The organism is Streptomyces gobiensis, from assembly GCF_021216675.1.
Taxonomy (GTDB): Bacteria; Actinomycetota; Actinomycetes; order Streptomycetales; family Streptomycetaceae; genus Streptomyces; species Streptomyces gobiensis.
Window position 1 is genome coordinate 3,344,183 of record NZ_CP086120.1, and the last position, 26,194, is coordinate 3,370,376.

The following is a 26,194-nucleotide window of genomic DNA, read 5'->3' on the forward strand; positions in this document are numbered from 1 at the left end:
TCAAGGCTCTCTTCCTTCCTTAGGTGGTTCAGTCCGCGGCCGGGGTCAGCAGGCTCCGGGCGTAGGCGCTGGCCGCCGGGGCGAACTGCAGTCCGCTGTGTCCGGCGCCGGAGTTCACATCGCGCCAGAACCGCTGAAGGTCCTCGGATTCGGCTTGTCCCCGGCTGCCGGAGGTGCGCAGGAGGGTGTCCACGGTGGTGGCGAGCAGGTCGGCGGCGAGGGCGCAGTCACGCCCGTTGCGCACGGTGTCCAGAGCGGTGACGGCACCGCTGTCAGACACTGAGGCCACCCGCTCCAGCAGCAGCCGGGCCGCGTCGATCTGCCCGTCGGCGCGGGCCAGAACCAGCTCGGCCGCGGTACGGTCCGCGCCGCCGGAGATCGCACCGCCGGGGCCCTGGAGCTTCGCCTCGGTCAGTTCGGTCCAGCGGTTCCGCGCGCCACGCGCGGCACCGAGCAGCGGGGCGGTGAGGGTGAGCCCGTTGGCGGCCTTCATCGGCGTCCGGTGGCAGGGGGCCTCGGCGTCGGGAGCCAGGCCCGCGAGGAGCGTGTCGAGCGCGACGGAGTGGTCCTTGGGCACGGTCACCTCGTCGAGCAGCAGGGTATTGCTGCCCGTTGCCCGCATCCCGGTGTTGAACCACGTGTCCACCGTGCGGTACGCCTCACGGGGCACTGCGAAGAAGCGGGGCTCCTGGCCGCCTTCCGCTGTGGCCGTACGGGCGCACACCAGCGCCCAGGAGGAGAGATCAACCCCGCTGACGTATGTCCAGCGGCCGGAGACCCGCCAGCCGCCGGGTACCGGACGGGCTTCGCCCGATGGCACCAGGGCGCCGACCACGATGGTGTCCGGGCACCGGGCCCAGATCGCGCGCCGACCGGCCTCCGGCAGGTACGCCGCCATCCGCCCGACGCTCGCGGCGAGCGAGGCGAACCAGGCGGTGGAGGCGCACCCCTCGCCGATCTCAGCGACGGCTGCCAGCAGTTCGGCGAAGGTACCGGCGCTGCCACCGAAGCGGGTGGGCACGAAGTGCCGGGCGAAGCCTGCCTCGATCACCAGCGCTGCCACATCCGAGTCGATCAGACGCCGTGCCTCCGCCTCAGCCGCGTGCTTGGCGGCGAGCGCCGCGATGTGTTCCGCGGCGAGGAGGAGGGAGGTTGAGCTGAGCGCGTGGGTCATCATGCCACCGTCTAGTCGTTGAGTCGTCGAGTGCCGTCGTCGGAGGCACCCCCTAGTAGTTGCCGAGGCCGCCGCAGACGTTCAGCGCCTGGGCGGTGACGGCGGCGGCGCCGTCGCTGATGAGGTAGTCGACCATCGCGGCCACTTCGGCGGTCTCGACATAGCGGCCCATCGGGACGCGGGCGGTGACCCGGGAGTGCGCCTCCTCGGTGGAGACACCCCAGATACCGGCGTAGTGGGCGCGTACCTTCTCGGCCATCGGGGTCTCGACGAAGCCGGGGCAGACCGCGTTCACCGTGATTCCGGTCTTGGCGAGTTCCAGTCCCCATGCCTTGGAGAGGCCCACCACGCCGTGCTTGGCAGCGGAGTACGGGGCACCGTGCAGCACACCCTGCTTGCCGCCGGTGGAGGCGATGTTGATGATGCGGCCCCAGCCGCTGCCGGACATGCCGCCGTTGTTGAGGACTTCCTTGGTCATCAGGAAGACACTGTTGAGGTTGGTGTTGATGACATCGAGCCACAGCTCGTCCGGCACATCCTGGGTGATGCCCCCGCCACTGCGGCCCGCGTTGTTGACCAGGATGCCGACCGGGCCGAAGCGGGCCACGGCCGCCGCGACGAACGCGCGGATCTGTGCCGGGTCGCTGACGTCGCAGGTCTGCCCGTCGACCTCGAGCCCCTCCGCCTGGAAGTCCTTCAGCACGGTAGCGAGGTGGTCGGCCGAACGTGAGCAGATGAAGACCCGATTCCCCGATTGCGCCAGCCGCGTCGCGATCTCCAGTCCGATACCGCTGGTGGCACCCGTCACGAGGGCCACCGGCTTGATCTTCTCGGTCATTCTTCCTCCATCGCATTGCGTCGCGCCCGTCTGCTGCCGACCTTCGTCCACGCTTCTCGAGCGCCGGTCGAACTGGCCTGGAACGGCACTCTCAGTCCTGCCTCAAGCCGGATTCGATCCGGCCGGGCCACCGTGGGCCCCTGTGACCAGCGGGAGTGCGAGGAGCACAATGACCACGAGGAGCACAATGATCACGACGACCCCCCTGAGCGACCTGACCGGCCTGTACGCGCGGGTCCAGCAGTTCTACGCCCAGCAGATGCACGCGCTCGACGGCGGCGACTTCGCGCAGTACGCCGCGACGTTCACTCCCGATGGGGAGTTCAGCCACACACCGGGGCGTCCTCCGGCCCGTACTCGGGAGGGCATCGCGGCCGAGCTGCACGCCTTCCACGAGCAGCGGTTCGGGAACGACCCGGTGCGTCGCCGGCACTGGTTCAACATGATCAGGCTGGCGCCGGGGGAGGACGGCACCATCCGGTCCACCTTCTATGTCCTTGTAGTCACCAGCCGTCCCGGCGTGCGGGAGCCGGAGATCGCCCCGAGCTGTGTGGTCCACGATGTGCTGGTGGAGGAGGGCGGGGAGCTGTTCAACCGCAGCCGCCGGGTCGACCACGACTATCTCGGTATCGGCTGACGGCACGCGTGTCAGGAGTTCTTGACGGCGAACTCCCGCAGTGATTCGGCCACGTAGTCGATCATCTCTTCGGTGAGGCCCGGGTAGACGCCGGTCCAGAAGGTGTGCTCGGCGATGAGGTCGCTGTTCTCCAGCGTGCCGTGGATACGGCGCGGAACGCCGATGTAGGCGGGGTGCCGGGTGAGGTTGCCCGCGAAGAACCGGCGGGTGCCGATCCGGCGGGACTCCAGGTGAGCCACCAGATCCTTGCGGGTGTAGCCCGCGTCGGGCAGCACGGTCAGGCAGAAGCCGAACCAGCTGGGATCGCTGTCCGGGGTCGGCTCGGGCAGCAGCAGCCCCGGTACGCCGTCAAGTGCCTCCCGCATCCGCTGCCAGTTGGCGCGGCGCGCGGTACCGAAGTCCGGGAGCTGGCGGAGCTGGCTCAGGCCCAGCGCGGCCTGCATATCGGTCGCCTTCAGGTTGTAGCCCACGTGCGAGAAGATGTACTTGTGGTCGTAGCCGTGCGGCAGGTCACCGAGCTGGTAGTCGAACCGCTTGAAACAGCGGTTGTCCTCGCCGGGCTCGCACCAGCAGTCCCGCCCCCAGTCGCGCAGTGACTCCACGATCCGGGCGAGCACCAGATTGTCGGTGAGTACGCAACCGCCCTCGCCCATCGCGATGTGGTGGGCCGGATAGAAACTGACCGTGGCGATATCGCCGAACGAGCCGGTCGGCTGGCCCTGGTAGGTGGAGCCCACCGCGTCGCAGTTGTCCTCGATGAGGAAAAGGTCATGCTCCTCGGCGATCCGGGCGACATCGGCGGCGGCGAAGGGGTTGCCCAGCGCGTGGGCGATCATGATGGCCCTGGTGCGCGGGCCGATCGCGGCCTCGATGCGCTCCGGTGTGGTGTTGTACGTACCGAGTTCCACATCGACGAAGACCGGCACCAGACCGTTCTGGAGGATCGGGTTGACCGTGGTGGGGAAGCCCGCCGCCACAGTGATCACCTCATCGCCGGGCACCAGCCGGCGGTCCTCCAGCAGCGGGGAGGTGAAAGCGGACAGTGCCAGCAGATTGGCCGATGAACCGGAGTTGGTCAGATGGGCCTTGCGCAGCTTGAGGACCCGGGAGAACTCCCGCTCAAAGCGGCGGGTGCTGACCCCGGCGGCGATCCGCACGTCGAGTGCGGCCTCCACCAGAGCGGCGCGGTCCTCCGCGTCGAACACCGCGCCCGAAGGCCAGATGGGTGTCACTCCGGGGACGAACTCCCCGCGGACACCGCCATGGTGGTCCTCACCCATGCCATGGTAAGCCCGGACCTGGTCCAGGATATGAGCTTTTGCCTGGCTCGCGCTCTGGCTCGCGCTCTGACTCGCGCTCTGACTTGCGCTCTGACTCGCGCTCTGGGTAGTGCTCACTTCTGCCTCCACGGAGCATGCAACGGGATGCCGGCGCACCGGCGGATCGCGGCGATCAGGTGTGCCTGGCGCACGATCGCGGGGTCGGCCGTGGTGTCCTTCTCCAGCACGGCACGTACGAACGCGGCGACGGACGCTCCGACCTGGTCCTCGGCGGCGAGGACGAGCCGTTCGGTCCCGCCGCGGTCGAGGCGTACCACGGGGCGGTGGTCGGCCGGCGGGGTGAAGGCGTGGTCGAGACGGAGCCGTCCCGCGCTGCCGTACAGCTCGTAGCCGGAGGCGTAGTGGTGATCCATCCCGAAGGTGAGCTGGGCGGTCACCCCGTCCTCACGGCTGAGGAGTGCGGTGCCGGCCAGGTCGACACCTGTGGCCTGGTCGTGCCGCAGCCGGGCGCCGACCACCCCCAGCCCGTCGCCGAGCAGCAGCTGGGCGGCGCGCACCGGATAGCCGCCGACATCGAGCAGGGCGCCACCGCCAAGGTCCGGCCGCAGCCTGATGTCGTCCGGTGGGCGCGGGGGGATGGCGAACACGGCGGTCATGGTGTGCGGGTCACCGATGGCCCCGTCCTGGAGGAGTTCCCGTACCCGCCGGTGCTGGCCGTGCCGTACGAACATGAAGTTCTCCCGGAGCACCAGCCCGGACGACTCGGCGAGGGCGACCAGTTCCGCGGTGCGCGCCGGGTCGTCGGTGAGCGGTTTCTCGGCGAGGACGTGTTTGCCGTGGCGCAGCGCCCGCTCCACCCACTCCGCGTGCAGGGCGGGCGGCAGCGGTACGTAGACGGCGTCGATGTCGTCGCGGCGCAGCAGGTCCTCGTACCCTCCGGCCGCCGCCGTCCCGAAGGTGTCCGCGACCCGCTGAGCGGTGGCACGGTCCCGAGCGGCGACCGCGGCCAGCCTGACACCGTCAGTGGCGGCCACGGCGGGCAGCACGCGGCGCAGGGCGATATCGGCGCAGCCGATCAGTCCGAGCCGGATCATGGCATCAGCCGCAGACAGGCCAGCAGATTGCGGGCCTCGACATTGACGTGGCTGCCGTGGCGGGCCATCGCGGACAGCTGCCGTACGGTCATCCAGATGTAGCCGGGCCCGGCGTCCAGTGGCGCGTCGTCCCCGGCCTCCACCAACAGGTAGCGGTTCTCGGCGTGGTAGAACCGGCCGCCTTCCTCGGAGTGCACTACATCGAAATGGATCTGCTCGTTGGGGGCGGACAACACCAGGTTCAGGAAGTCCGGCTGACGGCTCTTTGGCAGATGCAGATAGTTGTCCGGGACGCACTGCACGGTGGGGCCCATCTCGACCACATCGAGCGTACCCGCTTCGGTATGTGCCTTGACCAGCAGATGGAGCACCCCGTCGAGCCGCCTGGCCACGAACGCGATGACACCCCGGCCGCTGGGCTGAATCATCGGCTGGGACCAGCGGGCCACCTCTCGGCTGCCGGCCTCCACATCGACGCCCAGCACCGAGAACCATCTGCCGCTCTCATGGCTGATCCGGTCAGCGCCGCACACCCAGCCCTTGGTCTCATTGAGCGCGATGGCCCTGCGGTCCAGCTGGTGCGAGGCTTTGGCCTCGGTGAACCAGCTGAGCAGTTCGGCGTCGGTGTGCCTGGCCCGGTCGGTGCTCGCGGACAGCGTGAGGGCTTCGCGTGCGGACCCTGGCGCGGGCGGTCGGCCACCGGCCTCAGGCCAGCCGGCCAGCACCGTGCGCGCGTCCATGTTGATCACGTTGTCCAGCATCAGCAGCTCGCCGATCTGGCCGGCGGTCAGCCAGCAGAAGCGGTCCAGCACCGGGACGTCTTCGGTCACCTCGACGATCATGTTGCGGTTGCGCTTGTGCAGAAACCACGAGCCCTGCTCGGACTGGAGCGCGTCAAAGACGATCCGTCCGCGCCGCGGGGCGAGAAAGTGCTCCAGGTAGGGCACCGAGCCGCCCCGGTGCAGCCGGGTGTAGTTGCTGCGGGTGGCCTGCACGGTCGGTGAGAGCTGCAGAACATTGATATTGCCCGGCTCCATCTTGGCCTGCATCAGGAAGTGCGGCACACCGGCGAAGCGTTTGACCAGGATGCCGAGGATGCCCGACTCCGGCTGGTCGATGATGGGCTGCTGCCAGGATTCGGTCTCCCGGTTGTCGGTCCTGACCTCCAGACCGTCGATGGAGAAGAACCCTCCCGTGCGGTGGCGCAGGGTGCCCCGGTCAGGGTCACGGATCCAGCCGTCCAGGCCGTCCAGCGGCGCGGGGATGACCCGGTAGTGGTGTGCCGTTCTCTGCTCGGCGAACCAGTCGGTGAACTCCGCTGTTTGACGGAACACGGTCGGGCCTCCGGTGATCACAAGTCGCAAGGGACCGGAGCAGCTTCTCCCCACGCTCTCGAACCCTGACCGACGCGACGCTGGAGAACGGCTGGAGCGGCGGGGGAGGCACCACAGGATACTTCGTGACCTGGCACACACTCCCTAATTCCCTTGACTTGAAGCGCAGTTGAGCTTGCAGGATGGCGTAGACCACACATTGACTCCCGCACATTGACTCCTGGAGGTAAGACCATGAAAGCTGCTGCTTTCCGCGCGTTCGGTGGACCTGAGGTCATGGAAGTTGTCGAGATCGCGACGCCGACGCCTGCCCCCGGGCAGCTCCGGGTACGGGTCAGGGCGGCGGGCGCGCAGGCCTACGACTGCGCGGTGCGCGAGGGATGGACCCCGCCTGGCCAGACGCTCTCCTTCCCGCAGGTGGTCGGGAACGACTTCGCCGGAATCGTCGACGCGGTGGGCGACGGCGTCACCGGCTTCGCGGTCGGCGACGAAGTCCTGGGCTGGGCCCTGCTGTCCTGCTACGCCGAATATCTGGTGGTCCCCGCCGAGCAGGCCGTGGCGAAGCCCGCCGCCATGTCCTGGGAGGCCGCTGGCGCCTTCTCCGCCTCCGCGCAGACCGCGCACACCGCGCTTCAGGCGCTGCATGTCGGGCGGGGTGACACGGTCCTCGTTCATGCCGCGGCCGGCGGGGTCGGCACGGTGGCCGTACAGCTGGCGAAGGAGTGGGGCGCGACCGTGATCGGCACGGCCTCTCCGCGCAACCATGACTATCTGCGCTCGCTGGGCGCGGTGCCGGTGGCGTACGGGCCGGGCCTGGTGGACCGGGTACGCGAGCTGGCACCGGGCGGAGTCTCGGCCGCCCTGGACGCGGTTGGCGGAGGGGCCGCACTGGATGCCTCGGTGGCACTGGTCGAGAACCGGGAACGGATCGGCACCCTGGTGGACTTCGACCGCGTCGAGGAACTCGGCGTACAGGCGATCTTCAGCCAGCGGTCGGCGGAGCGGCTTGCCGAACTGACCGCGCTGTACGACGAGAAGAAACTGCGCATTGAGATCTCGAAGAGCTTCCCCTTGGACCAGGCGGCGGACGCGCACCGCGAGGTCGAGACCGGCCATGTCCGCGGCAAGGTCGTTCTCACCATCGGCTGAACCACGTAGCGGACGCACCCCACGCACCCCACGTACCCGACGTGTTCAAGGAAGGATGACCTGTGCAGATCGAGATCTGGTCCGACATTCTGTGTCCCTGGTGCTACATCGGCAGGAGCCGCATCACCAAGGCCCTTGCCGAGTTCGGTTACCGCGACGAAGTCGAGGTGACCTGGCGCAGCTTCGAGCTGGCCCCCGACGACGGTGCTGAGCCCGGACCGACCGCCAAGGAGGCCATGGCCGGGTGGATGGACCCGGGGAAGGTCGACGCCCGCGTAGAGCTGATCAGTTCGGAAGGGACCAGGGAAGGTCTGGTCATCCGGCCGGATCTGTCCCGGCCCGTCGGCACTTTAGACGCCCACCGGCTGCTCCATCTCGCCGCCGGCCAGGAGCGCGGCGGGGAGGCCGTCGACGCGCTGCTGGAGCAGCTCTTCTTCGCTTACCACACCGAAGCGCGGAACATCGCCGAGCATGGTGTGCTGCTCGACCTCGCCGACCGGGCCGGCCTGGATGTCCCTGAGGCGAAGGCTGTTCTAGCCGGTGACCGCTACGCCGACGCGGTCAGGGCCGACGAGCGGCGGGGCCGCTCGCTCGGCGTGTCCGGGGTCCCCTCGGTCGTCATCGACGGCAGACCGCCGGTCTCCGGTGTGCTGCCGCCGGAAGAGCTGGTGCGCCATCTCCACGACGCCCGGCGAGCGGGCGCCTAGCCAGCGCCTGTCCGGCGGGGCTTTCCCCGATCCCTCCCCCTAGGCCGTTTCTTTTGGATCACCTCGCTGACCAGATGAAGATGGCGGCGAGGTGGAGTCCGGCGAGGTAGATGGTGGCGGTCTTGTCGTAGCGGGTGGCCAGGCCGCGCCATTGCTTGAGTCTGTTGATGCAGCGCTCGACCGTGTTGCGCCGCTTGTAGGCGTCGCGGTCGAAGGCTGGTGGTCTGCCGCCGCGGCTGCCGCGGCGTTTGCGGTTGGCGGCCTGGTCGGCGGGCTGCGGGATCACGGCCCGGATCCCGCGCCGACGGAGATGGGTCCGGATCGCGCGGGATGAGTAGGCCTTGTCGGCCAGGATCACGTCCGGCGTGATCCTGGGCCGGCCGATTGGCCGGGGCACCCGTAAGCGGGCCATGACCTCGGGGAATGCGGGTGCGTCACCTGCCTGGCCAGGCGTGATGACGAAGGCCAGGGGCCGGCAGTGGCTGTCCGCGGCGAGGTGGATCTTGGTGGTCAGTCCGCCGCGGGAGCGTCCGAGGGCATGGTCGTCCGGCTCGCCGGCCGGGGCCCCTTTTGACGGGCCCCGGCGGCGTGCTGGTGGGCTCGGACGATGGTGGAGTCGACCGCGACGACCCAGTCGAGGTCGCCTTCGGCGTCGGCCTGGGCGAGCAGGGCGGTGAAGACCTTCTCCCAGGTGCCGTCGGCGGCCCACTTCCGCAGGCGGTTGTGGGCGCCCTTCCACGACCCGAAGTGCTCGGGCAGGTCCATCCACGGTGTCCCGGTGCGGTACTTGAACGCGATCGCGTCGATCACCTGCCGGTGATCACGCCACCGTCCGCCCCGCTTCGGAGTCCGGTCCGGCAACAACGGCTCGATCCGTGCCCACTGGGCATCAGTCAACGACACACATCAACCAACGATCAGATGATCCGAAGGAAACGGCCTAGCCCTGGCGGGCTGGGAGGTGCCCCCACCTTCCCGAAAACTAGGGGCTTCGCCCCCAGACCCCGAGTGTTGTGGGCAGTCGTTCCGCAGGGCGTGGGGGCACCTCCTGGGGGCACCCCCAGCGTTAGCTGGGGGAGTTAGCTGGGGGAGGGTGGGCACAACACGGCCTGCACCCGACAACCAACCGGGGCCCGGGGCGGCAGCCCCGGTTTCGGGAAGGGGCGGGAATCGGGGATACCCTCCACCCCGAAGCGGGGTGGCTGCGCGGGCCGCGCCCAGCAACAGGGCGGGCCGGTGAGCCCGCGCTGGCGGTCGGGGCCCGGGGCGAAGCCCCGCCACGCGGCGGAGCCGCATATCGGTACAGCCGGAAAGGGGCGGGACAGGGACGAATCCCTCCCCAGCGGTGGCTGGGGGTGGCTTTTCGGCCGCCTCGGCTGGATCAGTTCTCCACACATCTTCGAGCCGCTGTGCCCATCGTGTCCTCGGCGTTCGACGCCAGACACAGTGCAAGGAAAGGGCAGAGAAGTGCACAAGAAGTGGAAGCCCATCACAGCCACGATCGTCTCGCTGGGGTTCGCTGTCACGGGGGTCGTGTGCGCGGCTGGACCGTCCGTCGCGGAGAGTGCGGAGAGTACGGCCATGGGCCACGCCACCGCGAAGACGGTCACCGTCGACTACAACTGCCGGTCCCGCTATGAGGGCGAGTGGTTCCCGGTCACCTACACCAAGGACTTCACCACCTCCGCGCCGGCCACCGTGCGCAAGGGACAGATGTACAACGTCACCTTTGACCCGTCGCCCATCAAGGCGCTCCCGGAGTTCAACAAGATGCTCACCGACCTGACGGTGGCCTACAAGGTCCCGAAGGAGGCCAGGGTGCTCGGCTACCGCCTCACCGGCGGCAGCAACCTGGGCGATGCCAGGGTGCGGGTACAGCGCACCGGCAATGAGTTCACCATCACGTCCGACGGGAAGTTCCGTGGCGGTACCGAGTTCGACCTGCCAAACCTGGTGGTGAAGCTCCAGGCGAGCGCACCCCGGGGCACTCGCCTCACCACCGGGGCGGGCGGTTCGAGCTTTGAGCGCCCGCAGTTCGGCTGGCTCCGGCAGCACCCCGAAAACTCCCAGTGGGACCCGTTCCAGTGCTATGAGAAGCCGGAGGCACCCCAGACGTTCTCCACCACGACCGTGCGCTGACGGCTGGATCCGTAACCGCGAGGGCCGCCGGACCGAGAGGTCCGGCGGCCCTCGCCGTAGCTCAGCGGACTCCGGCCCTCGCCGCGGCCGCCTCGAACACCTCCACCGTAGGCGGCAGTGCTTCGGCCGCGTTCCGGTACGCCTCCCGCGCTGCGGCCAGCCGGTCCCGGGTCTCCTCGTCGTACAGCAGCCGCTTCAGGCCCGAGACCACCGTCTCCTCGTCGAGGATCTGGGCGCCGAGCGCGGTCGCGGTGAACGGGTTGTCGGTGAGCAGCGGGCGCAGAACGCGGTTCCAGCGCAGCGGCCACATATGGAACTCCGGGACCGTGCCCGGATAGGCGCGCAGCCAGCCCCGTGCGGTGGGGCCGAGCCCGGACAGTTCCTTCGCCACCCGCTCGATCCCCGCCTCCCCGTCCACTTCGAAGCCGTTCACCGCGTACAGGCCGGGCACATCGGCGAAGACCGCCCGCTCCAGCGCGTAGGACGGCAGATGGAATGACAGCACGCCGTCGGCCGCGCGCAGCAGATCGTGGTACTCCACAGCGGTGTACGAGGGACGGGAGTGCACCCGCTCGGCCGGCAGCCCGCGGAAGCCGTCGAACAGTGGACCGGTCATCAGGAAGTGGGTACGGCTGGGCAGTCTGGCCAGATATCCGGCGATCAGCTCCGGCAGTCTGGTGGCCAGTCCCCGGGTGGCCGGGGCCGCCCGCTCGGCCATGATCTGCTGCCACGGCAGGGTGGGGATCATCAGCAGCCGGTCGTCATCACGCAGCCCGAGCCCGCGCCGTATCTCCCGCCGTTCGTCCTGGCCCATCGGCCGGATCGTGTGGTTGGCCCGGTACGGGAAACCACGCCCCGAGGGCCCGTCGTCGAAGTGCCCCATCGGCACCGGACGCAGCTGCGCGGGCATGCTGAGAATGCGGTCGCTGACTTCGACGGTGCGGCCCAGGATCTCCACCTCGCGGCTGGTGCGCTCCAGGCCGAAGAGATCGATCGGAATCACCGGGATGCCGAAATCGTCGATGAACCAGGGGTCGAGGTCATACGAGACGAGGCAGGTCATCCAGTGCGCGAGATAGTCGCTGAGCACGATCGCGTCCGGCCGGAATGTCCGTACGGTCTCCGCGACGGCCGAACGCAGTCCGTGTCCCATGGCGGGTTCGACAAGGGTGTACGGAAAGCCGGCCGTGGTCAGCTGCCCGGTGTTGAACGGGTCGATCACGAAGTGGCTCTCGACACCCGCGGACCGCAGCTGGTCCGCGAGGTCGAGGCCGATCGTCACCTCGTGCAGGGTCTTGCCGAGATGCGCCATGAAGAGCAGCCGTCGCGGCACCGCGCTGTTCACCTCCGCTTCTCCACGGCCTTGCGTACCGTCTCTGCCACGGTGTGGACATCCTCGTCGGACAGGCCCGGATGCAGGGGCAGGCACAGTGTGCGCTCGGCAGCGTGATCCGATCCGGGCAGCGCGGCGTCCGTGGCCCGGTAGGTGGGCACCTTGTGCAGCGGGGCGTACCGGAAGGTGGTGTAGATGCCCGCCGCGTAGAGCTCGGAGGCGACCTCGTCGCGGATCGCCGGGTCCATCTGCACCCAGTAGAAGTAGTACGAGGAGCGGTGGTGCGACGGCAGCGGGGGCGGCAGCAGCAGGCCCTTGGTCCCGGACAGCTTGTCGTCGTACAGCGCCACGATCGCCTGTCGGCGGCCGATCAGTTCAGGCAGCCGGTCCAGCTGCACGGTTCCGATGGCGGCGGTGAGGTCATTGCCGATCTCACGGCGGCCGATCTCCGGAATGTCCAGCTCCCACCAGCGGTGCGAGACCTTGGCGTGGCCGAAGCCGCTGGGCTGTTTCAGCCCGTGGTAGGCGAGCCGCCTCGCACGGGCGGCGCGTTCGGCGTCCCGGGCGTAGAACATGCCGCCGTCACCGGTGACCATGATTTTCATCGCGTCGAAGCTCCACATGGCGGCGTCGCCGAAGGAACCGGCGCGTCGGCCGTCCACGCTGGACGCCACCGAGCAGGCCGCGTCCTCGATCAGCTCGACACCGCGCTCCCGGCACAGCTCCGCGATGGCGACGACGTCGCCGGGGTAGCCGCCGTAGTGGAGCACGATCACGGCTCGGGTGCGGGGGGTGAGCACCCGCTCGATGTGCTCCGCGGACGGGTTGAGGGTGCGCGGGTCGACATCGCAGAAGACCGGTCTGGCACCCCGCGCCAGGACCGCGTTCGCCGCGGCGACGAAGCTGAGCGAGGGCAGCACCACCTCGTCACCCTCGCCCAGGTCCATCGACTCCAGCGCCAGGAAGAGGCCCGCGGTACCCGAGTTGATAAAGATCATCTGCTCCGGGTGGACCCCGACATGCTCGGCGAAGGCCGCCTCGAACGCCTTGGTCCGCGGGCCGTGTCCCAGCCACCTGTCCTTGAACACCTCGCCCACGGCGGCGAGTTCCGCGTCGCCCACCTGTGGCTGGAAAAGATTAATCATGCTCTCCCCAAAAGATCCGCATGGTTCGGGTGGTCTGTGGTGTCTGGGTGATGTCTGTGTGAGGTCTGTGGGCCAGCCGTCCCCGGACCCGGGTCAGCGCTGCTTCCGGCCCAAGTCCTCCAGGGCGCCGACCACCTGCGCCGGGAGCGGCATCGCGGCCATCTCACGCGCCACGTCGGCGGCCCGCTCCCGGTAGGACGCGGACTCCAGCACCTCCTGGCAGGCCCGGGTGATGTTCTCGGCGCTGTCGTCCTCGGGGCGGACCAGCTTCGCCGCGCCGTACGCGCACAGCCGCTCGGTGTAGTCGACGACATACGGCAGATAGGGGATCAGGACCTGGGGCACGCCATGGGCCATGCTGCCCAGCACGGTGTTCCCGCCCGCGTGGTTCACCACCAGATCGCAGGTCGGGGCCACCACGTCCAGCGGGATCCAGCCCACCCTGACATGTTCCGGCAGCGGCCCCAGCTTCTCCGCGACCGCCTCCGGGGCCGCCACCAGCAGCTCCGCGTCGAGCCCCGCCATCTTCCCGACCAGCCCCGACAGAATGTCGAAGTCACGGTCCGGGGTGACTCTGCTGCCCGCGGACAGCAGCACCCGGGGCCGCTCCCCGCGGACATACATCCAGGGCTCCACCCGCCGCTGTGCGGCGTACGGGATATAGCGCATCGGCTGCGCGGAGGGGGCGTCCGCGACCCGGAGGCTCGGCGGGCAGGTGTCGACGAACAGATCGGCGCCCGGCATCTCGTGCAGCCCCAGGCGCTCCAGCCAGGGCGCCAGCTCCGCGGCCGCGGCCAGATCGATGGTGTGCGGCTCGCCCATGTCCACCGCGTGCTTCACATACGGCACGCCCGCGTGCGCGGCCACCAGCGGAGCCGCGAACGCCAGCGCCCCGCCCACCACCAGATCAGGACGCCACCGGTCGGCAAGGTCCAGCAGCCTCGGCAGGCACCAGGAGGCGTACCGCCCGAAACAGCGCCCGTTGAAGATGTAGCGCTCCCGCAGATCCGACGGGATCGGAATGGGATGTCCCTCGCTGTCCAGCAGCGACTCCAGCATGCCCCGTGAGGTGACCGGCACCCCGGGCAGCCCCGCCGAAGTGACCGTCTCCATCACGTTCTCGGGCCCGGCCACGAAGACCTCATGGCCGGCGATACGGGCCGTCTGCGCGAGCGGGACGATCGAGAAGATCACACCCGAGGTGCCTCCGGCCACAAAGAGAATTCGCATGCGGGCCATGGTCCGCAGGGCACGTCGAGCGTCACTCGAAGTCTCCTCGACGCCGGGCCGGGCCGGTCAGTCCGCCATGCGCCGGGCGGTGATGATCGAGTAGCCGAGGTGGTCCCGCTCCAGCTCGCCGACGCGGGAGATCATCTCCTTGAACTCCTCGGCGAACTCCCGGCCGCCCTTCTCCACCACCTTGTCGTAGTTGTCGGCCACCAGACGTTCAATACGGGCGGCGGACCGCCGCAGATGTGGTGTGGCGTCATAGTCGCGCACGACCTCGAAGCCCGCGGTGCGCAGCATCCGCGGATACTGCCCCGCCGTCGGCAGCGACTCAACCGTGAACCCCTCGCTGAGCACCGCCCGCCACTCCTCCGTCAGGGCCTCGTTCTCGGTGTAGTCGGAGAGGACAAAGACACCTCCCGGCGCCAGCACCCGTGCGATCTCGTGCAGCGACCTCATCCGGTCGGAGAGATACATCACCGACTCGCAGGCCCACACGGCATCGAACGAACCATCTGGGTACGGCAGTTCCATCGCGTCCGCCTGCTCGAAGCGCACCCGGCCCGCGAGGCCCGCCTCCGCCGCCAGCCTCTCCCCGGTCGCCACCTGCTCGGCGCTGACCGTGATGCCGGTGACCTCGCCACCGGTCGCGGCGGCCAGCCGGACAGCCGGATGACCCGTACCGCAGCCGACATCCAGCAGCCGCTGTCCGGGCCGCAGGCCCACCTGCTCGATCAGTACATCGGTCAGCCGGTCCTTGGGGTCGGTGTCCGGATCGGCGTCGTCCCAGTACCCGATGTGCAGATTCTGGCCCATGAAGATCTCGTACAGCCACCCCCGGTCGTCGTAGAACTCCCCCACTTCCTCAGGGGTGAGCGCCTCCTGTGTCTCCTGCTCCGCCATGACGTGGCTCCTCCCTGGATTCGTGCGCGTCCCTGGATTCGTGCGCGTCCGGCACATCCTCGCCGGGCCACATCGACCCGAGCTCGAACCGGAGTCGAGCCACAGCAACGAGCATCGCCGCATCCGAACCTGTCGGCCGAAGCTCTTGGAGAGTGACTGATGTGCCACGCGAGTCCGCAGCTTCCCTGTCCGCCGGAAGGGGAGCGACCGGCATGAAAGCCCTCGTTCTTTCCGGAGGTTCGGGTACCCGACTGCGCCCGTTCACGTACTCCATGGCCAAGCAGCTCGTACCGGTGGCCAACAAACCCGTCCTGTTGAACTGTCTGGAGAATCTGCGGGACATCGGGGTCACCGAGACCGGACTGATCGTCGGCGGATACGCCAGTGAGATCGAGGACGTCGTCGGTGACGGCTCCGCCCTCGGTCTGGAGGTCACCTACATCCACCAGTCCGCGCCGCTCGGCCTCGCCCACTGTGTGGCGCTGGCGGCCGACTTCCTCGGCGACGACGACTTCGTGATGTACCTGGGCGACAACATTCTGGCGGACGGCATCGAGGCCGCCGCGACGGCGTTCCGCGAGGGCGGCGCCGACGCCCGGATCCTCGTCACCAAGGTGCCCGACCCGAGCCACTACGGCGTGGCTGAGATCGACGCCGACTCCCGCGTCACCGCCCTGGTCGAGAAGCCTCAGCAGCCGCAGAGCGATCTCGCCGTGATCGGCGTGTACTTCTTCACCAACGCCATCCACGAGGCCGTACGTTCGCTGCGCCCCAGCGCCCGCGGCGAACTGGAGATCACCGACGCCATCCAGCTGCTCGTCACCGGCGGCCGGACCGTCCTCGCCCACGAGTACCACGGCTACTGGAAGGACACCGGCAAGATCGATGATCTGCTGGAGTGCAATCGCGAGCTGCTCGGACGGCTCCCCGATGACGGCCCCCCGTCCGACGGCGTCGACAGCGCCTCCACCGTGCACGGGCAGGTCGTGATCGGACCTGGCGCCCGCGTCATCGGGTCCGTCCTCACCGGTCCTGTCCTGATCGGCGCGGGCAGCGTAGTCGAGAACAGTGCCATCGGCCCCGATGTCTCCATCGGCCCTGACTGCGTTCTCAAGGACGCTGGTCTGGAGCACTCCATCCTGCTCGAAGGCGTGACCATCGACGGCGTCCGTGAGCTGCACGGCTGTGTGATCGGACGCTGGGCCCAGGTGCGTGCCCCCGACAACGACGACGTCCGGCAGCGGCTCATCATCGGCGACCACACCCAGGCGGAGGTGTCGGCATGAAGATCCTGATAACCGGCGGTGCCGGCTTCATCGGGTCCCACTATGTACGCTCGCTCCTCGCGGGCGCGTACCCCGGTGGCGAAGACGCCCAGATCACCGTCGTCGACAAGCTCACCTATGCGGGCAACACAGCCAATCTGCCGATGGACCATCCACGGCTGACCTTCGTACGCGGCGACATCTCCGGCCCGGATCTGATGCGGCATCTGCTGCCGGGCCACGAGGCGGTGGTCCACTTCGCCGCCGAGTCGCATGTCGACCGGTCGGTGGATGGTGCGGTCGCCTTCGTCCACAGCAATGTCCTCGGCACCCAGAGCCTGCTCGACGCCTGCCTGTACGCCGGGGTGAAGACCGTGGTGCATGTCTCCACCGACGAGGTCTACGGCTCCATCGACAACGGCACCTGGACCGAGGAGTCACCGCTCCTGCCCAACTCGCCGTACTCGGCGTCCAAAGCGGGCAGCGATATGCTGGCGCGCGCCTACCACCGCACCCACGGCCTGGACGTCCGGATCACCCGCTGCTCCAACAACTACGGCACTCATCAGCACATTGAGAAACTGATCCCGCTGTTCGTCACCAACCTGCTGCGCGGCCTTCCCGTCCCGGTGTACGGCGACGGGTCCAACGTCCGCGAATGGCTGCATGTCGACGACCACTGCCGCGCCATCCATCTTGTCCTCACCGGCGGCCGTCCCGGCGAGATCTACAACATTGGCGGCGCCACCGCGCTGGCCAACATCGATATGACCGCCCGGCTCCTCGAACTCTGCGGCGCCGGCTGGGACGCGGTCCAGTATGTCGAGGACCGCAAGGGCCACGACCAGCGGTACGCGATCGACGACGCCAAAATCCGCGCCGAGCTGGGCTACGCCCCGCTCTGGACCCTGGAAGAGGGCCTGGACCGCACCGTCGCCTGGTACCGGGCCAACGAGAGCTGGTGGAAGCCCTTGCTCAACGCCTGACCGACGTCTCGGCTTTCCGGTCCCGCCAATGCTGTATCTACATCTACGCAGCAGACCGCGGGGCCCTCAGAAGTCATACGGCCGTCGGGCCCGGCCCTCTGCCAGCACCCCGGCCCACCAGGTCAGCTCATCGAGCATCAGCTTGGCCGCGCCGTTCGCGCCCACGGCGTCGCGCGGAGCACCGCTCTCGTCGAACACCTCCCGGACATGGGCGAAGCTCACGCTGTCCCGCACGGTGACCGTGTGCAGCTCGGCGAAGACCTGGCGGAGCTGTTCGACAGCCCGCAGCCCGCCGGACTGGCCGCCGTGGCTGACGAAGCCGACCGGCTTGGCCCGCCACTCCGTGTAGAGCGCGTCGATGGCGTGCTTCAGTGGCGCGGGGTAGCCGCGGTTGTACTCCGGAGTGATCACGACATACGCGTCGGCGGCGGCCATCCTGGCGGCGTACGCGGCGACCTCGTCGCAGAGATAACCTCCGTCCGGGGTCCGCTCGGGGATCCCCGGCGGCAGCCCGGCCGCGGGCAGGTCGACGGCATCGACGTCGAGATCGCCGCGTTGCCGGGCCTGGCCGACGAACCACCGGCCGACCATGGGGCCGCTCCGGCCGTTGTGGGCGCTGCCGATGAGGACGGCCAGGCGCAGTCGGCCCTTCCGTATGGGCGGGTGCGTGGGCGGACGCATGTGCGGGTGCCTTCCTTCCCTGGGGCTCCTAGGAGTGGCCGGGAAGGAGCACGATCCGGCCGGTGTGCGCCCGGGACTCAATGAGTTCGTGCGCCTTGGCCACATCGGTCAGTGTCAGCGTGGCATGCACGGCGTGCCGTACCGTGCCGTCCCCGAGGGCTTTCACCAGCCGGGCATGGTTCTGCGCGTACTCCTGCGGCCGGGTGTCGCGCCAGGTCGACAGCGCGAACCCGGTGAGGAACTTCAGCCGGATCAGCTCCATCGGGGACACCTTCGGGATCTCCAGGCCGCCGCCTGCCGACCCGTAGAAGACCAGTCGGCCGAACGGCGCGAGCAGGCCGATGCCCTCCCGGAGCACATCACCGCCGACGCTGTCGAGGACGATGTCGACCCCCCGGCCGCCGGTGGCCTCCCGTACCTTGTCGGCCCAGCCGGTCCGGCTGTAGTCGACGGCCGCGTCAGCACCCAGCGCGCGGACGAACTCCAGCTTCTCCGGCGAGCTCGCGGTACCGATCACCAGTCCGGCGCCCGCGGCCCTGGCCAGCTGGACGCTCAGATGTCCGATGCCACCGGAGGCCGCGTGCACCAGCACGGTCTGCCCTGCGGCCATTCCGGCGGTGCCCAGCGTGCCGGAGGCGATCGGTCCCGGGGAGGGCAGCGCCGTCGCCTGGGCCGCGTCCAGTCCCTCTGGCACCGGCAGCAGGGTGTCCGCGTCGACCACCACATAGTCGGCGTACGCCCCATGCAGCGTGAACGCACCGACCCGGTCACCGACCTGGACCCCGCTGACTTCCGGTCCCAGCGCCGCGACCCGGCCGACCACATCGCCGCCGAGGGTGATCGGGAAGACGGGCTGCCACATCGGCGCGGGAAAGATGTTCCGCCGCATCTGGGTCTGGGCGAACCCCACGCTGATCGCCTCGGCGGCGATCAGCACCTGACCGGGCCCCGGCCCAGGCACCGGCGCCTCCTCAGTCTTCAGGACACCGGGGTCCCCGTACTCGTGCATACGGACGATGCGCATGTCTTCCCCTCCGTCGCCGCGGTCGGCCCAGTGTCCTGACCGTGCCTAGAACACGACTCGAAGACGGGTCACCACCACGGCCCCTCCGCCCACCGGTCAGCGTTTCGGCAGGGCGGGGGCGTGGGTGAGGGCGTGCGGGTCGTGGAAGGTGAAGTCGGCGGCGGCGGTGCGGTAGAGGTCGGCGTAGCGGGCGACGCGGTCCGGGTCCAGGGATACGCCCAGGCCCGGGGCGTCGGGAACGGGGAGGCAGCCGTTCCGGTAGTTCTCCTGGGGGCCGCCGAAGCCGTCGGCCACGATGTCGTCGGTGAGGAGGGCGCCGTAAGCCTGGTTCGCGTAGCGGAAGTTGGGGGTGGCCGCGATGACGTGGGTCGCCGCGGCGAGGGCGACGCCCAGTTCGCCGAGGCTGTGCTTGAGCACGGGGAGCCCGGCGGCCGCGCACAGCCCCGCCGACCGCTTGAGGTTGAGCAGGCCGCCGTCCATCTGGTGGTCCACCGAGATGACATCCGCCGCGCCGTGCTGGATGACGGCGAGCTGGTCCGAGCGGGTCCAGGAGGCCTCGTTGGCGAGCAGCGGGGTGTTGATACGGGAACGGACGTAGGCCATCTCCGGGAGGTTGCGGCCGGAGACTGGCTGCTCGACGAGCTCCAGGCCGTACTCCTCCAGGGCGCGGACGGCCCGTACGGCCGCGCCGGGGGACCACGCCTCGTTGGCGTCCACCCGGATGCCCATCGCGGGACCGGCTCCGTCGCGCAGGGCGGCCACCCGCTCGATATCGGTGGCCAGGGCATCGGCGCCCACCTTGAGGTAGCAGGTGCGGGCACCGGCCGCCGCCGCGCGCTGCCCCTCCGCCTTGACCGCCTCGGGGGTGTCGGCGGCGACGTAGTGGAAGAACTCCACCTCGTCCCGGAAGCGGCCGCCGAAGAGGTTGACCAGCGGCTGGCCGCAGGCCTTGCCCACCAGGTCCCAGCAGGCGGTCTCGACGGCGCCGATCGCCGGACTGCTGGAGTTGATGTGGTGCCAGGTGCCGACGACATCGATCCGCTGGATCAGCTGCTCGATACGGAACGGGTCGGAGCCGATGACCAGCGGCTCCAGGCCGCGCAGCACACTGAGCACCATGTCGGCCGAGGGGTAGGCGGCGGCCTCGCCCAGGCCGGTCAGTCCCTCGTCCGTGTCGATCTCGACAAGGACGGCGACCAGTCCGCTGCGGCGGCCGAAGGCCCAGATCTCGTCGGTGCGGTAGGGGACGGCGACGGGGGTGGCGCGGATCGCGGTGACGCGCATGGTGGCACTCCCTCAGGGGACGGTGAGCAGTTCGCGCGGTGCCTCGGTGACCAGCTCGCAGCCGTCCTCGGTGACCAGTGCGGTATCCGAGACGACATGGCCGGCCGGCCACTCCACCCAGGACATCAGATGGAAGACCATCCCGGCGCGGACACGCGTACGGCCCCCGGCCCGGATGCCGAGCACCGAGCCGCCGCCCACCCAGCTGGGCGGGAAGCCGATGCCGGTGAGATAGCCGCAGTGGTGCCGGCGCGGGCGGCGGCCGGTGACGGCGGCGACCGCGTTCGCCCAGGCGGCGTACACCTCGCCGGTACGGGCGCCGGGGACCAGCGCCGCGCGGGCCGCCCGCAGCCCGGCCAGCGCGGCGGCCGCGGCCTCGGGGGCGCCCGCTGCGGGGTAGCCGCAGTACACGGTGCGGCTCATCGGGGCGTGGTAGCGGTGTACGCAGCCGGAGAGCTCGACAAAGAGGCCGTCACCGGGGGCAAGTTGGCGCTCCCGCCAGGTGACATGTTCCTGGGCGAGCCGCGCCGTGGAACGGATCAGCGGGACAAAGCCGGGCTGCTGGCCGCCCGCCTCGATCATCGCCCGCTGGACATGGGCGGCCACCGTATGTTCGCCGACCCCGCTCCCGGCCACCGACAGCGCCGTACGCATCGCCACCCCGGAAACCCCGGCGGCCCGCCGTACCAGGGCCTGCTCAGCCGGTGACTTGACCATACGCAGCCGGGCGGGCAGCGCCGAGCAGTCCACCCAGCGCAGCTCCGGGAGGGCCGCCCGTACCCGCGCCAGCACAGCGGGCGGCAGCGCCATCGACTGCTCCTCGACGCCGACCGTGCCGCCCGCCGGTACCGCCCGGGCCAGCACCCGGGCCAGCACCCGCGCCGGGTCCTGACCGTCGCCGTACAGCGCGTGCCGCGCCTGCGGTACCTGGGCGGCCAGCGTGTGCCGCTCCATTCGCCGGGCGATCAGCACCGGCGCCCCGTAACGTGGCAGCACCAGCATGGTGAAGGCGAAGTGCCCGAGGTGGTCCAGGCCCAGCAGATAGTGCACATTCTCCGGACTGGCCAGCGCCAGCGCGGACAGCCCACGGCGCCGCATCGCGAGCCGCAGGACGCCCATACGTGCCTCGTACTCCGCATCGGACACGGCACGTTCCGCGGTCGGCTCCGCGGCCGGCTCCGCGGCCGGCGCTGCGGCCGGCGCTGCGGCTGGCTCCAGGGCTGGCTCCAGGACAGGGGCCACCCTCAGCAGTTCGGTGGTCATAGCGCCAGTGTGGAGCCGGAACATCGCGCACAACCAGCGACGATTTCCGATGGCAGCCGTTAGCGTAGCTACATGTACGACGTACGCCGGCTCCGTCTGCTGCGGGAACTGGCCAGGCACGGAACCATCGCCGCCACCGCCGAGGCATGCAACCTCAGCCCGTCCGCGGTGTCCCAGCAGCTCGCCCAGCTGGAACGCGAGGTGCGCACCCAGCTGTTGGTGCGCGACGGCCGACGGGTGGTGCTGACCGAAGCCGCCCGGGTACTCGTCGCGCACACCGAGCGGGTGCTGGCCGAGCTGGAGCAGGCCCGCGCCGAGGTGGCCGCCCTGAGCACCAGCGTCCGTGGCACGGTACGGCTCAGCAGCTTCCCCAGCGCCGCCGCCGCGCTCGCCGCCCCCGCGATCGCCGCCTGCCGGACGTCCCATCCGGACCTGCGGGTCCTGCTGGACGAGGCGGAGCCGGAGGAGAGCATCAGCGCACTGCGCACCCGCGGCAGCGATCTGGCGCTGGTGTACGAGTACAACCTGTTGCCGCGCATCCGCGACAAGGGCATCACCCTGCAGCCGCTGCTCCAGGAGCCGCTGCTGGTCGCCCTGCCGCCCGAGGGCGACGCCGCCGCGCCGGCCGGTCCGGTCAGCCTCACCGACCTCAGCACGCGGCCATGGATCGCCCCGCACAGCGACACCGCCCTGCGCTCCGTACTGGAACGCGCCTGCCAGGCCGCCGGGTTCGAGCCGCAGCTCGACTACACCAGCGACGACTACACCGTGATCATGTCCCTGGTGCAGGCCGGTCTCGGCCTCACCCTGATGCCCCGCCTGATCGCCGAACCCCTCGCCACGGATGTCCGGCTCTGCGAGGTCAGCGGCCTGCAGCTGTCCCGTACGGTGTCGGTCGCGGTACGCGCGGGCAGCGAGAGCGAGCCCACCATCACCGCTCTGCGGGCTGCCCTGCGCGAGGCGGCCGGCGGCGCCCTGTAGCGGCGCCCCGGCGCTACCGCGTGCTGCTCGCCATGGTGAGGGCCCTCTCCTCACAGCGGACGCGTACGGTCAGCAGCGCGGCGTTGCACACGGTGAAGACCATGGCGGTCAGCCAAGCGTTGTGCACCAGTGGCAGGGCGATGCCCTCTGCCACCACGGCGACATAGTTGGGGTGGCGCAGCCGCCGGTACGGTCCGTGCCCGACAAGGGGCAGGCCGGGCACCACGATCACCCGGGTGTTCCACTGCGGCCCCAGCGTGCCGATACACCACCAACGCAACGCCTGAGCGGCCAGCACCACGGCCAGCATCGGCCAGCCCACCAGCGGCACGAACGACCGCCCGGCGATCCACACTTCCGCCACGCAGCCGACGAGCAGCCCGGCGTGGAGCAGCGCGAGCAGCGGGTAGTGCCGTCTGCCGAACTCGACGCCACCGCGCGCCCGGCTCCATCTGGCGTTGCGGTGGGCCACCACCAGTTCACCGATACGCTCGACCGCGACGGCCACGATCAGCAGCGTGTACCAGATCATCAAGGACCCCTTCCCCACTCACCCAGCACAGTTCGCCGGCACAGTTCGCCAGCACAGTTCGCCCGCCGAGTTCACCAGCGCAGCAGCACAAGTTCGGCACAGAAGCCGGGCCCGAGGGCCAGCAGGAGACCCCAGGATCCGACGGGCGGCCGATGCTGGCGGTGGGTGACCTCCAGTACATGCAGCACCGAAGCGGAGGACAGGTTCCCCACCTCCGCCAGCGAATCCCAGGTGACGTCGAGGGCTCCCTCGGGCAGATCCAGCGCCTCACCTATGGCTTCCAGCACCTTGGGGCCGCCGGGATGACACACCCATACGCCGATCTCGGCCCGGGTGAGGCCGTTGTCCGCGAGGAAACCGTCTACGTCGCTGGCCAGATGTCCCCGCACGATGCCCGGGATCGCGGGGTCGAGCACGATCTGAAAGCCGCTGTTGGTGATGTCCCAGCCCATGGCCCGTTCGGTGTCCGGGTAGAAGCGGCTGCGGGTCGCTACGACCTGGGGGCCGTCCGGCGGGGGCTGCTTCCCGGGACCGCAGAGGACGAGCGCGCCGGCGCCGTCACCGAACAGCGCGCTGCCCACCAGATTCGCCGGTGAGGGATCGCCGCGCTGAAAGGTGAGCGAGCACAGCTCGACGGAGAGCAGCACCGCCACATGGTCGGGCCAGCCCCGCAGATAGTCGTGGAGCCGTGCGATGCCGGCCGCTCCCGCGACACATCCCAGCCCGTAGACGGGCAGCCGTTTGACGTCCGGGCGCAGGCCCAGCCGATCGACCAGCCGAGCGTCGACGGACGGGGCGGCCAGGCCGGTCGTCGAGGCGAACAGCAGCAGGTCAACCTCACTCGGCGCGATGCCCGTTTTTCGCAGAGCGCCGTCCACGGCCTCCGCGCCCATCGCGACCGCCGCGGTGATGAACGCGTCGTTGGCGGCGCCGAAACCGTCCAGCTTGACGTAGTCGTCAAGCGGCAGCACAGTATGCCGGGCCTTGACCCTGGCCCCGGCATGTACCCGCTCGAGAAGCGCCCGGTTCGCACCGGGCAGACACTCGGCGGCCAGCTCCGTGATCTCGCCCTGGCGGTGCCGATAAGGCCCCAGAACCTTCTGAACAGCTGCGATATGGGTTACAGGGGTTCGGGTCATGGCGTTTCCCGGTTGTATTCCGGCCGTATCCCGGTCGAATACGGAAAGACCCCTCCGGGGTTCCCCGGCCCGGCTCGCCCATGCCTTCCGGCTGGGCCGGGCCTGGACCGGGCGTTACTCCTCGAAGTCCTCCGGGGTGACGCCCGCATCGTCCAAGGCCTCCTCCATGGTGCGGCCGCCCTCTTCCCGCGGCTCCTCCGGCATGTTCTCCGGGTGGGTGACGGTGTCCTCGGTTTTCTTGGTCTTCGGGCGGTTCTCCTCAGGAACGGTCATCATCGCTCTCCTCACGCCTCACGCCTCGCTTCGGCACGTCGAGTAACCCCGGCCGCGCGGCCCAACCCTCCGGGTTGTCACCGGGGCGGTTCCGGGAGACGGTACGAACCGGTGGGAGCGGTTCGGCGTCCGTGGGAGTGTGGGGCAGCGCCGGGGAGTGCGGGGCGGCGGGTCCGTATGGTGTTGCGGTGCGCAAGGGCGGGGACGAGGAGCGGAGCTGATGGCTCGGGACTACGACAGCCAGTTGCTGGAGTCGGTGTCGGTACGGCGCCGGCGGCTGCGGGACGCGCTGTTGTTCGGGTCGGAGCGGGTGCGGCGGACCCTGGATGAGAACCTTGGGAAGACTTTTGGAGGGATCGCCCTCGCCGCGGTGCTGTGTGCCGGGTGCGTGGGGTGGTCGTTCATCTCGGATCGGATGAGTGACGGCGGCTTCTCGGGGCCGCGGTCGGGCGGAATAGCGGGGATAGCGGCGTCATGGTGAGTGCGGCTGATCAGCGCACCGGCTTGAGCCGGGTGACGCTCGTGGGAGACCGGCGGCGGGTCGACATGGTGCTGCCGTCCGAGGAGCCGGTCGGGGAGCTGCTGCCCGATATTCTGCGGCTGTTGGGGGACCGGGTCGGCAGAAAGCCGATGCTGCGGCGGTTGATGACCGCCGAAGGGACCGTGCTGGCGCAGGACGACACGCTCACCTCCGCGCGGGTGGCGGATGGGGCGGTGCTGCGGCTCGTACGGGAGCAGGAGACGCCCGCCGCGCCGGTGGTGCATGACGTCACCGATGAGGTGGCGGAAGACCTTGACCTGCGCAGCTGGCGCTGGGACGAGCGGACCCGGGCATGGACCGCCGGGGCGGCGAGCGTCGTGCTGGCCCTAATCGCCGCCGTACTGGCCAGGGTCTGGCTCGGGGCGGAGCCGGTCGGGAACTGGGTCGTGGCGGCCGCGGCCGTCGCCGCCGGGACCGGCGCGCTGGCCGCACGGCTGGGCAGCCGGGAGCTGGGGACGGCACTGGTCCTGCTGGGCGGCGCCGTTGGGGTGTTCGGCGCCTGGACGGTGACCGGCCCGGACGGTACGCGGCTGGCGGCGGTGGGGCTGGCGGTCGTGGTGACGCTGGTGCTGCTCGGGCTGTTCACGGCGGTCGGGCAGGGCGGGCTCGTCGGCGCCGGGGCGGTGGCCGTGCTGGTGGGCGGCTGGGCGCTGGGTTCGGCGCTGTTCGGCGGCGCGCGGACCGGGGTGGCCCTCGGGGTGGTGTCCGTACTGGCGCTGGGTTATCTGCCCCGGCTCGCGCTGATGGCGGCCGGGCTGACCAGGCTGGACGACCAGCGCTCCGGGGGGACTTCGGTGAGCCGGCACCGGGTGGACACGGCGCTGGCGGCGACGCATCGTGGGCTCGCTCTGGCCACCGTGGTCACGGCCGCTTCCACGGCGGTCGCCGGGTGGCTGGCCGTCAGCGTGGTCAACGGGTGGACCGTGGGGGTGGCCGCGCTGCTGAGTGTGGTGCTCTTCTCCCGGTCGCGGGCGTATCCGCTGGCCGTTGAGGTCGTCGCGCTGCTCGCCGCGGGCGGCGTGCTCGTGGTGCGGCTGATCGTGCTGTGGGCCGCGGGGTCCACGGCGGGGCCGCTGGCGGTGCTGTGCGCGGTCGCGCTGCTGCCCCTGGCGGTGCTGGTCGTACGTCCGCCCGACCATGTACGGGTCCGGCTGCGGCGGCTGATGAATCTGGTCGAGTCCATCAGCGTTGTGGTGCTGATTCCAGTCGCCATCGGCGCGTTCGGCGTCTATGGCCGACTGCTGGATACGTTCTGATCTGAGGAG

The 26,194-nt window shown here is 69.9% G+C and carries 25 protein-coding genes and 1 pseudogene; 9 read left to right on the plus strand and 17 right to left on the minus strand.

Annotated elements, in window-relative coordinates:
- Positions 1-28: 28 nt before the first annotated feature.
- A complete protein-coding gene (locus test1122_RS15620) occupies positions 29-1,174 on the minus strand; it encodes an acyl-CoA dehydrogenase family protein (RefSeq protein ID WP_232269780.1) in 1,146 nt (381 codons plus the stop codon).
- A 52-nt stretch (positions 1,175-1,226) separates the two neighbouring features.
- Entirely contained in the window at positions 1,227-2,012 is a 786-nt protein-coding gene (locus test1122_RS15625; protein WP_232269781.1) for an SDR family NAD(P)-dependent oxidoreductase, read from the minus strand.
- A gap of 187 nt (positions 2,013-2,199) precedes the next feature.
- On the opposite strand from test1122_RS15625, the gene test1122_RS15630 reads away from it, so the two are divergent.
- A complete protein-coding gene (locus tag test1122_RS15630) occupies positions 2,200-2,649 on the plus strand; it encodes a nuclear transport factor 2 family protein (protein WP_232269782.1) in 450 nt (149 codons plus the stop codon).
- Between the two features lie 11 nt (positions 2,650-2,660).
- On the opposite strand, the pseudogene rfbH reads toward test1122_RS15630, so the two are convergent.
- The 3 genes and pseudogenes from rfbH to test1122_RS15645 all read right to left on the minus strand — a co-directional run.
- Positions 2,661-3,977, minus strand: a pseudogene (rfbH, locus tag test1122_RS15635) (lipopolysaccharide biosynthesis protein RfbH); the annotation flags it as partial.
- Positions 3,978-4,042: 65 nt separating this feature from the next.
- Positions 4,043-5,023, minus strand: coding sequence for a Gfo/Idh/MocA family protein (locus test1122_RS15640; RefSeq protein WP_232269784.1), 981 nt, complete (start codon positions 5,021-5,023; stop codon positions 4,043-4,045).
- Positions 5,020-6,357 (minus strand): NDP-hexose 2,3-dehydratase family protein, encoded by a 1,338-nt coding sequence (locus test1122_RS15645; protein ID WP_232269785.1) that lies wholly within the window; start codon positions 6,355-6,357, stop codon positions 5,020-5,022. The genes test1122_RS15640 and test1122_RS15645 overlap by 4 nt, the downstream gene beginning before the upstream one ends.
- 234 nt (positions 6,358-6,591) lie before the next feature.
- On the opposite strand from test1122_RS15645, the gene test1122_RS15650 reads away from it, so the two are divergent.
- Positions 6,592-7,506 (plus strand): NADP-dependent oxidoreductase, encoded by a 915-nt coding sequence (locus test1122_RS15650; protein ID WP_232269786.1) that lies wholly within the window; start codon positions 6,592-6,594, stop codon positions 7,504-7,506.
- 62 nt (positions 7,507-7,568) lie between these two features.
- Positions 7,569-8,213 carry a DsbA family oxidoreductase gene (locus test1122_RS15655; RefSeq protein ID WP_232269787.1) on the plus strand — a complete coding sequence of 215 codons (645 nt, stop codon included), beginning with the start codon at positions 7,569-7,571 and terminating at the stop codon, positions 8,211-8,213.
- A 58-nt stretch (positions 8,214-8,271) separates the two neighbouring features.
- Here the strand turns inward: test1122_RS15655 and test1122_RS15660 are convergent.
- A protein-coding gene (locus tag test1122_RS15660; RefSeq protein ID WP_422396910.1) for an IS5 family transposase occupies positions 8,272-9,116 on the minus strand; the annotation gives its coding sequence in 2 pieces (ribosomal slippage) (positions 8,272-8,786 and positions 8,786-9,116; 846 coding nt in all).
- Positions 9,117-9,680: 564 nt separating this feature from the next.
- Here test1122_RS15660 and test1122_RS15665 point away from each other — a divergent pair.
- Entirely contained in the window at positions 9,681-10,352 is a 672-nt protein-coding gene (locus tag test1122_RS15665; protein WP_232269788.1) for a hypothetical protein, read from the plus strand.
- 61 nt (positions 10,353-10,413) lie between these two features.
- Here test1122_RS15665 and test1122_RS15670 read toward each other — a convergent pair whose 3' ends face one another.
- The 4 genes from test1122_RS15670 to test1122_RS15685 all read right to left on the minus strand — a co-directional run bounded on the left by test1122_RS15670 (position 10,414) and on the right by test1122_RS15685 (position 14,960).
- A complete protein-coding gene (locus tag test1122_RS15670; protein ID WP_232269789.1) occupies positions 10,414-11,697 on the minus strand; it encodes a DUF6365 family protein in 1,284 nt (427 codons plus the stop codon).
- The gene (locus test1122_RS15675; RefSeq protein ID WP_232269790.1) at positions 11,694-12,830 is read right to left on the minus strand and encodes a DegT/DnrJ/EryC1/StrS family aminotransferase; all 1,137 of its coding nucleotides are present in this window, start codon (positions 12,828-12,830) and stop codon (positions 11,694-11,696) included. The genes test1122_RS15670 and test1122_RS15675 overlap by 4 nt, the downstream gene beginning before the upstream one ends.
- Positions 12,831-12,923: 93 nt before the next feature.
- Positions 12,924-14,060: a glycosyltransferase gene (locus test1122_RS15680; protein WP_232269791.1), complete on the minus strand. Its 1,137-nt coding sequence runs from the start codon at positions 14,058-14,060 to the stop codon at positions 12,924-12,926.
- A 66-nt stretch (positions 14,061-14,126) separates the two neighbouring features.
- Entirely contained in the window at positions 14,127-14,960 is an 834-nt protein-coding gene (locus test1122_RS15685) for a methyltransferase domain-containing protein (protein WP_232269792.1), read from the minus strand.
- 212 nt (positions 14,961-15,172) lie between these two features.
- On the opposite strand from test1122_RS15685, the gene test1122_RS15690 reads away from it, so the two are divergent.
- Together test1122_RS15690 and rfbB are read left to right on the plus strand one after the other, a co-directional pair.
- A complete protein-coding gene (locus test1122_RS15690; protein ID WP_232269793.1) occupies positions 15,173-16,246 on the plus strand; it encodes a glucose-1-phosphate thymidylyltransferase in 1,074 nt (357 codons plus the stop codon).
- Complete coding sequence (rfbB, locus tag test1122_RS15695; protein WP_232269794.1) at positions 16,243-17,211, plus strand: dTDP-glucose 4,6-dehydratase; 969 nt, start codon at positions 16,243-16,245, stop codon at positions 17,209-17,211. Before test1122_RS15690 ends, rfbB begins: the two co-directional genes overlap by 4 nt.
- A gap of 66 nt (positions 17,212-17,277) precedes the next feature.
- On the opposite strand, the gene test1122_RS15700 is transcribed toward rfbB, so the two are convergent.
- The 4 genes from test1122_RS15700 to test1122_RS15715 all read right to left on the minus strand — a co-directional run bounded on the left by test1122_RS15700 (position 17,278) and on the right by test1122_RS15715 (position 21,463).
- Complete coding sequence (locus test1122_RS15700) at positions 17,278-17,892, minus strand: NADPH-dependent FMN reductase (RefSeq protein ID WP_232269795.1); 615 nt, start codon at positions 17,890-17,892, stop codon at positions 17,278-17,280.
- Positions 17,893-17,920: 28 nt separating this feature from the next.
- Positions 17,921-18,916: a quinone oxidoreductase family protein gene (locus tag test1122_RS15705; protein ID WP_232269796.1), complete on the minus strand. Its 996-nt coding sequence runs from the start codon at positions 18,914-18,916 to the stop codon at positions 17,921-17,923.
- 96 nt (positions 18,917-19,012) lie between these two features.
- Positions 19,013-20,200 carry a mandelate racemase/muconate lactonizing enzyme family protein gene (locus test1122_RS15710; RefSeq protein ID WP_232269797.1) on the minus strand — a complete coding sequence of 396 codons (1,188 nt, stop codon included), beginning with the start codon at positions 20,198-20,200 and terminating at the stop codon, positions 19,013-19,015.
- Positions 20,201-20,212: 12 nt separating this feature from the next.
- Entirely contained in the window at positions 20,213-21,463 is a 1,251-nt protein-coding gene (locus test1122_RS15715; protein WP_232269798.1) for a M24 family metallopeptidase, read from the minus strand.
- A 72-nt stretch (positions 21,464-21,535) separates the two neighbouring features.
- Here test1122_RS15715 and test1122_RS15720 point away from each other — a divergent pair, with 72 nt between their 5' ends.
- Positions 21,536-22,444, plus strand: coding sequence for a LysR family transcriptional regulator (locus test1122_RS15720; protein WP_232269799.1), 909 nt, complete (start codon positions 21,536-21,538; stop codon positions 22,442-22,444).
- 13 nt (positions 22,445-22,457) lie between these two features.
- Here test1122_RS15720 and test1122_RS15725 read toward each other — a convergent pair whose 3' ends face one another.
- The 3 genes from test1122_RS15725 to test1122_RS15735 all read right to left on the minus strand — a co-directional run bounded on the left by test1122_RS15725 (position 22,458) and on the right by test1122_RS15735 (position 24,388).
- Positions 22,458-22,976: an isoprenylcysteine carboxyl methyltransferase family protein gene (locus test1122_RS15725; RefSeq protein ID WP_232269800.1), complete on the minus strand. Its 519-nt coding sequence runs from the start codon at positions 22,974-22,976 to the stop codon at positions 22,458-22,460.
- 71 nt (positions 22,977-23,047) lie between these two features.
- On the minus strand, positions 23,048-24,115 hold the full coding sequence (locus test1122_RS15730; RefSeq protein WP_232269801.1) for a type III polyketide synthase: 1,068 nt from the start codon (positions 24,113-24,115) through the stop codon (positions 23,048-23,050).
- A 114-nt stretch (positions 24,116-24,229) separates the two neighbouring features.
- Entirely contained in the window at positions 24,230-24,388 is a 159-nt protein-coding gene (locus test1122_RS15735; RefSeq protein WP_232269802.1) for a hypothetical protein, read from the minus strand.
- Positions 24,389-24,608: 220 nt separating this feature from the next.
- Between test1122_RS15735 and test1122_RS15740 the strand changes: the two genes are divergently transcribed.
- Entirely contained in the window at positions 24,609-24,869 is a 261-nt protein-coding gene (locus tag test1122_RS15740) for a hypothetical protein (protein ID WP_232269803.1), read from the plus strand.
- Entirely contained in the window at positions 24,863-26,185 is a 1,323-nt protein-coding gene (gene eccD / locus test1122_RS15745; RefSeq protein WP_232269804.1) for a type VII secretion integral membrane protein EccD, read from the plus strand. Before test1122_RS15740 ends, eccD begins: the two co-directional genes overlap by 7 nt.
- The last annotated feature ends 9 nt before the right edge of the window (positions 26,186-26,194 follow it).

Bases quoted from the DNA above. Each gene is read 5' to 3' on its own strand.
- test1122_RS15735 (WP_232269802.1), bottom strand. From the start codon at position 24,388: ATGACCGTTCCTGAGGAGAACCGCCCGAAGACCAAGAAAACCGAGGAC.
- test1122_RS15700 (WP_232269795.1), bottom strand. From the start codon at position 17,892: ATGCGTCCGCCCACGCACCCGCCCATACGGAAGGGCCGACTGCGCCTG.
- test1122_RS15710 (WP_232269797.1), bottom strand. From the start codon at position 20,200: ATGCGCGTCACCGCGATCCGCGCCACCCCCGTCGCCGTCCCCTACCGC.
- test1122_RS15730 (WP_232269801.1), bottom strand. From the start codon at position 24,115: ATGACCCGAACCCCTGTAACCCATATCGCAGCTGTTCAGAAGGTTCTG.
- test1122_RS15640 (WP_232269784.1), bottom strand. From the start codon at position 5,023: ATGATCCGGCTCGGACTGATCGGCTGCGCCGATATCGCCCTGCGCCGC.
- test1122_RS15705 (WP_232269796.1), bottom strand. From the start codon at position 18,916: ATGCGCATCGTCCGTATGCACGAGTACGGGGACCCCGGTGTCCTGAAG.
- test1122_RS15680 (WP_232269791.1), bottom strand. From the start codon at position 14,060: ATGCGAATTCTCTTTGTGGCCGGAGGCACCTCGGGTGTGATCTTCTCG.
- test1122_RS15715 (WP_232269798.1), bottom strand. From the start codon at position 21,463: ATGACCACCGAACTGCTGAGGGTGGCCCCTGTCCTGGAGCCAGCCCTG.
- test1122_RS15685 (WP_232269792.1), bottom strand. From the start codon at position 14,960: ATGGCGGAGCAGGAGACACAGGAGGCGCTCACCCCTGAGGAAGTGGGG.
- test1122_RS15650 (WP_232269786.1), top strand. From the start codon at position 6,592: ATGAAAGCTGCTGCTTTCCGCGCGTTCGGTGGACCTGAGGTCATGGAA.
- rfbB (WP_232269794.1), top strand. From the start codon at position 16,243: ATGAAGATCCTGATAACCGGCGGTGCCGGCTTCATCGGGTCCCACTAT.
- test1122_RS15725 (WP_232269800.1), bottom strand. From the start codon at position 22,976: ATGATCTGGTACACGCTGCTGATCGTGGCCGTCGCGGTCGAGCGTATC.
- test1122_RS15720 (WP_232269799.1), top strand. From the start codon at position 21,536: ATGTACGACGTACGCCGGCTCCGTCTGCTGCGGGAACTGGCCAGGCAC.
- eccD (WP_232269804.1), top strand. From the start codon at position 24,863: ATGGTGAGTGCGGCTGATCAGCGCACCGGCTTGAGCCGGGTGACGCTC.
- test1122_RS15620 (WP_232269780.1), bottom strand. From the start codon at position 1,174: ATGACCCACGCGCTCAGCTCAACCTCCCTCCTCCTCGCCGCGGAACAC.
- test1122_RS15625 (WP_232269781.1), bottom strand. From the start codon at position 2,012: ATGACCGAGAAGATCAAGCCGGTGGCCCTCGTGACGGGTGCCACCAGC.
- test1122_RS15675 (WP_232269790.1), bottom strand. From the start codon at position 12,830: ATGATTAATCTTTTCCAGCCACAGGTGGGCGACGCGGAACTCGCCGCC.
- test1122_RS15690 (WP_232269793.1), top strand. From the start codon at position 15,173: ATGAAAGCCCTCGTTCTTTCCGGAGGTTCGGGTACCCGACTGCGCCCG.
- test1122_RS15630 (WP_232269782.1), top strand. From the start codon at position 2,200: ATGATCACGACGACCCCCCTGAGCGACCTGACCGGCCTGTACGCGCGG.
- test1122_RS15740 (WP_232269803.1), top strand. From the start codon at position 24,609: ATGGCTCGGGACTACGACAGCCAGTTGCTGGAGTCGGTGTCGGTACGG.